Source organism: Clostridium tarantellae, assembly GCF_009295725.1.
In the GTDB taxonomy this organism is placed as follows: Bacteria; Bacillota; Clostridia; order Clostridiales; family Clostridiaceae; genus Sarcina; species Sarcina tarantellae.
On record NZ_WHJC01000204.1, the window covers coordinates 1 to 6,029 of the forward strand.

Consider the following 6,029-nt stretch of genomic DNA (forward strand, 5'->3'; position numbering starts at 1 on the left):
AATATATTTTTTTACTTTAAATATTGATTTTTTATCCAAAAATATATATAATATTTTTGTTTGTTTAGTAATTTTAAACTTAATGTTTAGTAGTGGTTATAATTTTTTAGATAGAAGGTGTTAAATGTGCAAATAGGTGATAAAATTAAACGATTAAGAATAGAAAAACAACTTACTCAAGAAGAACTTGCTAATAGATGTGAGCTTTCTAAAGGTTTTATTTCTCAATTAGAAAATGATTTAACTTCACCATCAATTGCTACTCTAATTGATATTTTAGATATTCTTGGAACTAACCTTAATGAATTTTTCAGCGATGATAGAAATGAAAAAATTGCTTTTACTCAAGATGATATGTTCGAAACTGAAAATGAAGAGTTAAAATATAAATTAATGTGGCTTGTTCCAAATGCTCAAAAAAATCAAATGGAACCTATTATGATAACTTTAGAACCTGAAGGACAATATATAGAAGAAGAACCTCACGAAGGCGAAGAATTTGGCTTTGTTTTATCAGGATTAATTTATTTACATTTAGGAGATAAAAAAATTAAAGTAAAAAAAGGAGAAAGTTTTTATTTTAAACCCAAAGCAAATCACTACATATTTAATCCAGGTAAGGTGGCTGCAAAAGTTATTTGGATAAGCACCCCACCATCATTTTAATAAGCTATATGAAAGAGGTGTTAATTATGAATGATAACATTATTGAATTAAAAGAAATACAAAAATCCTTTGATGGGGAAGTTATTTTAGATAAACTTTCACTTAATATTAAGAAAAATGAATTCTTAACACTTTTAGGGCCAAGTGGATGCGGAAAAACTACAACATTAAAAATAATAGCTGGTTTTGAAACTGCTGATTGTGGTGATGTAATTTTTAGAAATCAAATTATTAATACTTTACCACCCTATAAAAGAGAGCTAAATACTGTTTTTCAAAAATATGCTTTATTTCCTCATATGAATGTATATGAAAATATAGCATTTGGGCTAAAACTAAAAAAAACACCTAATGATGTTATTGAACAAAAGGTAAAAGAAATGCTAAAATTAGTTTCATTAGAGGGATATGAAAAAAGAAATATAAATTCTTTAAGTGGTGGTCAGCAACAAAGAGTTGCTATTGCTAGAGCTTTAGCTAATGAACCTAAGGTTTTATTATTAGATGAACCATTAGGTGCATTAGACCTTAAACTTAGAAAAGAAATGCAATTAGAATTAAAAAAAATTCAAAAGAAATTAGGTATAACTTTTATATTTGTAACTCATGATCAGGAAGAAGCTTTAACAATGTCTGATACTATTGTAGTTATGAATAAAGGAAGAATTCAACAAATGGGATCTCCAGAAGATATTTATAATGAACCTAAAAATGCTTTTGTTGCTAAATTTATAGGAGAAAGTAATATAGTTAATGGCATTATGCTAGAAGATTTTAAAGTTAAGTTTTCTAATCATATTTTTGAATGTGTAGATAAAGGCTTTGAAAAAAATGAAGAAATTCAAATAGTAATAAGGCCTGAAGATTTTGAAATAGTAAATGTAGAAGAAGGTATGATTACAGGAACTGTTGTTTCATCTGTATTTAAAGGTGTCCATTACGAAATGGAGATTTTAGGAATAAATAATGTAACTTGGATAATACATAACACTAAAAGTGCAAAAGTGGGAAGCGAAATAGGATTAAATTTAGAACCTGAAAGTATACATATAATGAAAAAAGAGAGTGTTTTTTTAAATGAAAAATAAAAAATCTTCACTACTTGCTTATCCATATTTTATTTGGAGTACAATATTTATTGTTATCCCACTTTTATTAATATTATTTTTTAGTTTTACAACTAAAGAAAATGGCACTTTTGTATTTACAATAGAAAATTATAAAGAACTTATGGATCCATTATATTTAAAAGTTTTTGCACGCTCATTATATTTGGCTATATTATCAACTTTACTTTGTTTAATTATAGGTTACCCTATATCTTACATAATTTCAAAAATGAATATTAAGAAAAGAAATTTACTTATACTTCTTTTTATATTACCAATGTGGATGAATTTTTTACTTAGAACTTATGCTTGGATGGCTATATTGAGTAAAAATGGTATTGTTAATAAAATTTTAACAACACTAGGGATAGGCCCTTTTAACTTATTATATAATGATGTTGCTGTTTTATTTGCTATGGTATATAACTTCTTACCTTTTATGGTAATACCTATATATACCGTATTAATTAAAATAGATAAAAATCTTATAAATGCAGCCTACGACCTAGGAGCAACCAAGTTTGAAGCATTTAAAAAAGTTATTTTACCACTTAGTGTACCTGGAATAATGACTGGAATAACTATGGTGTTTATGCCAGCAGTATCTACCTTTGTTATTTCAAGACTTTTAGGTGGTGGTCAATATATGTTAGTTGGTAATCTTATTGAACAACAATTTACAACTATGGGAGATTGGAATATGGGTTCCGCAATCTCTATGCTTATGATGCTAATAATTTTAATTTCAATGGCTTTAATGTCTAAATATGATACTAATAGTAAAGCTAACAAAAAAGGTGGTGGTCAATTATGGTAAAGAAATTATTAAATTTTTGTTCTAAATTTTATATAACTTTAGCATTCTTGTTCTTATATACACCTATTATAGTGTTAATAATATTTTCCTTTAATAATTCAAAATCAATGGCAGTTTGGCAAGGCTTTACTTTTAAATGGTATTTTGAGTTATTAAAAAATGAAAGAATATTACAAGCTCTTTATTATACAATAACAATAGCAATTATTTCTTCTATAATTGCTACTACTATAGGTACAATAAGTGCTATAGGCATAAATAAATTAGGTGGTGCTCAGAAAAATTTATTATTAAATATAAACTATTTACCAGTATTAAATCCTGATATAGTAACTGGAATAGGACTTATGTGTCTTTTTTCATTCGCAAGCAGTTTTACTAATTTACAACCTGGATTTATAACTATGCTTTTAGCACATATAATTTTTAGTATCCCATATGTAATATTATCGGTATTGCCTAAACTTAGACAATTACCACCAAACCTTACAGATGCAGCACTAGATTTAGGTGCTACTCCTAGCTATGCTATAAAAAAAGTGGTTTTACCTCAAATAAAACCTGGTATAATGGCTGGTTTTTTAATGGCGTTTACAATGTCTATAGATGACTTTGTTATCAGCTTCTTTACTACAGGACCTGGTATATCAAATTTATCTATAGAAATATATTCTATGGCTAGAAGAGGTATTAAACCCGAAATTAATGCCTTATCAACTATAATGTTTATTGTTATTTTATTACTTTTATTATTGGTTAATAAAAAACAATCTTTAGTAGAGGAGGATGATTAATTTGAAATTTAAAAGACTAATTTCTCTAATTTGTATTTTTATTATACTCTCTTCCTTATTTATAGGTTGTGGAAAAGAAGAATCTGGAGTTAACGGTGACTTATATCTCTACAATTGGGGTGATTACCTAGACCCTGATTTAATAAATAAATTTGAAGCGGAAACTGGTATTAATGTTCATGAAGATGTTTATGATACTAATGAAATAATGTATCAAAAACTTAAAAGTGGAAATGTATCCTATGATTTGGTAATTCCATCAGACTATATGATTGAAAAAATGATATCTGAAAATATGTTAGAAAAAATAAATTTTAATAATATACCTAACTATACATATATAGGTGAAAGGTTCAAACACTTACCTTTTGATCCTAATGGAGAATACTATGTTCCATATATGTGGGGAACTGTAGGAATATTATATAATAAAAAAATGGTTAGTGATCCTGTTGATAGTTGGAATGTCCTTTGGAACAAAAAATACAAGGATAATGTTATTATGGTAAATAGTGTTAGAGATTCTATGATGGTAGCTTTAAAAAAATTAGGTTATTCATTAAATACTAATAAACAATCTGAAATCAATGCTGCTAAAAATGAATTAATTAAACAAAAAGAAGATGGATTAGTTAGGGCTTACATGGTTGATGAGGTTAAAGATGCTATGGTAGCTAATGAAGCTGCTTTAGCAGTAGTTTGGTCTGGCGATGCTGTTACAATGATGGATCGAAATCCTGATTTAGATTTTGCTCTTCCTAAAGAAGGATCTAATGAATGGTTTGATGGTTTAGTAATACCAAAAGGATCAAAAAACAAAGAAAATGCTGAAAAATTTATAAATTTTTTACTTAATCCAGAAAATGCAGCTCAAAATGTTGAATATATAGGTTATTCTACTCCTAATACTGGAGCTTTAGAATTATTAGATGATAATATTAAAAATAATAAAGTAGCATATCCTGACCTTAATTCTCTTAAGAATTTTGAAGTTTTTACAGATTTAGATAGTTCTACTTTAAAAAAATATAATAAAGCTTGGTTAGAATTAATGGTTCATTAAAATAAAGACTTTAAGAGGATACTCTTAAAGTCTTTATTTTATTATTTATAACTTATTTATTAATATATTATTATAACTAAAACTATAAACTGGGAAACCATAAAACTATTTCTCTATTAGCACTTTCTACACAATCTGAAGAATGAACTGAATTTTCTGTTTTACTTAATGCAAATCTTTTCCTTATAGTTCCAAATTGAGCATTTTCAGGATTAGTATTTCCATTTAAAGCTCTAACTTTATTTATAGCATCCTTTCCTTCTAAAACTAATACTACCAGTGGACTTCTTGTGATATATTTTATTAATTCCTCATAAAAAACTTTATTCTTATGTTCTTCATAATGTTTTTCAGCAATTTTTTTCTCAACTTTTTCCATCTTCATCTTTGATATTTTTAATCCTTCATTTTCATATACTTCTAATATTTTTCCTACTAAATTTCTTTCAACAGCATCAGGCTTAATGATTACAAGACTTTTTTCAACAGCCATATAACAATCTCCTCTTTAAATTGATTAACCATAACATTTATACCATATTAAGTATTTTAATTAAATATTTGTGTTATTTTATGCCTTTGTTTTGCCTTTTATTCATTGCTATAATTAAAATATACAAATTAAGGAGGTTTCAACTATGATTAGAAAAAAATTGCTTATAAAAGGTAAAGTTCAAGGAGTAGGCTTCAGATTCTTTTGTCAATACATTGCATCTACCTTATCCTTAACAGGTTATGCTAAAAATTTAAATGATGGAGATGTTCTTATAGAAGTTCAAGGTATCTCTAATAATATAGTTAAATTTAAATCTTCTCTATTAAAAGGAAATAATTTTTGTAAAGTTATTGATATTATTGAAGATAATATCCCTTTACAAGAAAAAGAAAAGCGTTTTTCTATGTATTAAAGAAAACCTGAGTTTCTAATTAATTTAGAAATTCAGGTTTAAATATTATTATTTATTAAAAATTCTCCCATAATTCTTCAATTGTACTGAAATCATCATATACTTTATCCATAAGGTTATACACATCTTCATCAATCCATTTTTCATAATTTTTTCTTTTTTCAATAGATATTATATTATTTTCTCGCTGTCCTTTAATTAATACATCTTTTTCACATACTTCAATATATTCTTCTATATATTCTGAAATAGTATTATTAATTTGTATAGTTTTAATTCTATCATTATTTTCATCTCTAAAATCTAATAATATTCTATCACAGTCTAATAATCTATTAAGAAAATCCATATGCCATTGAAATGCATAATTAAACCATATATCATATATATTATTATACCCATCCCCAAATTTTATCATAAGTAAAAACATATCACATTTTTTATCCCCTATTGTTGAACTTTTTATAGATACTAATACATCATCCTTTATTACTTCTATACTTTCTTTAAAATCCTTTATAAATATTATAGGCACATCTATTTCATTTATATTTACTAATAAAGGAATCATACTTCCTACTTCTCTATCGTTTAAAACATCATTTACAGTTAAATTTTTATCCACTGATATCACTTCCTAAATTTTCTATATTTAATATACTAGCATATATC

8 protein-coding genes are annotated in these 6,029 nt (G+C 25.9%); 6 read left to right on the forward strand and 2 right to left on the reverse strand.

What is annotated here, in order from left to right:
- Window positions 1–126 precede the first annotated feature (126 nt).
- Genes GBZ86_RS11450 through GBZ86_RS11470 form a run of 5 tightly spaced genes read left to right on the forward strand, consistent with a single transcriptional unit; the run spans window position 127 to window position 4,449 of the window.
- Window positions 127–666, forward strand: a complete 540-nt coding sequence (locus GBZ86_RS11450; RefSeq protein WP_327445054.1) for a helix-turn-helix domain-containing protein — start codon at window positions 127–129, stop codon at window positions 664–666.
- Between the two features lie 26 nt (window positions 667–692).
- Window positions 693–1,754, forward strand: coding sequence for a spermidine/putrescine ABC transporter ATP-binding protein (gene potA / locus GBZ86_RS11455; protein WP_152890789.1), 1,062 nt, complete (start codon window positions 693–695; stop codon window positions 1,752–1,754).
- The gene (locus GBZ86_RS11460) at window positions 1,744–2,592 is read left to right on the forward strand and encodes an ABC transporter permease (RefSeq protein WP_152890791.1); all 849 of its coding nucleotides are present in this window, start codon (window positions 1,744–1,746) and stop codon (window positions 2,590–2,592) included. The genes potA and GBZ86_RS11460 overlap by 11 nt, the downstream gene beginning before the upstream one ends.
- Entirely contained in the window at window positions 2,586–3,386 is an 801-nt protein-coding gene (locus GBZ86_RS11465) for an ABC transporter permease (RefSeq protein ID WP_152890793.1), read from the forward strand. The genes GBZ86_RS11460 and GBZ86_RS11465 overlap by 7 nt, the downstream gene beginning before the upstream one ends.
- Window position 3,387: 1 nt before the next feature.
- On the forward strand, window positions 3,388–4,449 hold the full coding sequence (locus GBZ86_RS11470; RefSeq protein WP_170272226.1) for an ABC transporter substrate-binding protein: 1,062 nt from the start codon (window positions 3,388–3,390) through the stop codon (window positions 4,447–4,449).
- Between the two features lie 82 nt (window positions 4,450–4,531).
- On the opposite strand, the gene ndk is transcribed toward GBZ86_RS11470, so the two are convergent.
- A complete protein-coding gene (gene ndk / locus GBZ86_RS11475) occupies window positions 4,532–4,942 on the reverse strand; it encodes a nucleoside-diphosphate kinase (RefSeq protein WP_152890797.1) in 411 nt (136 codons plus the stop codon).
- A gap of 145 nt (window positions 4,943–5,087) precedes the next feature.
- Here ndk and GBZ86_RS11480 point away from each other — a divergent pair, with 145 nt between their 5' ends.
- Window positions 5,088–5,357: an acylphosphatase gene (locus GBZ86_RS11480; protein WP_152890799.1), complete on the forward strand. Its 270-nt coding sequence runs from the start codon at window positions 5,088–5,090 to the stop codon at window positions 5,355–5,357.
- A gap of 55 nt (window positions 5,358–5,412) precedes the next feature.
- Here the strand turns inward: GBZ86_RS11480 and GBZ86_RS11485 are convergent, their stop codons facing one another.
- Window positions 5,413–5,982: a hypothetical protein gene (locus tag GBZ86_RS11485; RefSeq protein WP_327445058.1), complete on the reverse strand. Its 570-nt coding sequence runs from the start codon at window positions 5,980–5,982 to the stop codon at window positions 5,413–5,415.
- Window positions 5,983–6,029: the final 47 nt, after the last annotated feature.

Coding starts and splice junctions, on each gene's coding strand:
- GBZ86_RS11465 (WP_152890793.1), top strand. CDS start 2,586: ATGGTAAAGAAATTATTAAATTTTTGTTCTAAATTTTATATAACTTTA.
- GBZ86_RS11480 (WP_152890799.1), top strand. CDS start 5,088: ATGATTAGAAAAAAATTGCTTATAAAAGGTAAAGTTCAAGGAGTAGGC.
- potA (WP_152890789.1), top strand. CDS start 693: ATGAATGATAACATTATTGAATTAAAAGAAATACAAAAATCCTTTGAT.
- GBZ86_RS11460 (WP_152890791.1), top strand. CDS start 1,744: ATGAAAAATAAAAAATCTTCACTACTTGCTTATCCATATTTTATTTGG.
- ndk (WP_152890797.1), bottom strand. CDS start 4,942: ATGGCTGTTGAAAAAAGTCTTGTAATCATTAAGCCTGATGCTGTTGAA.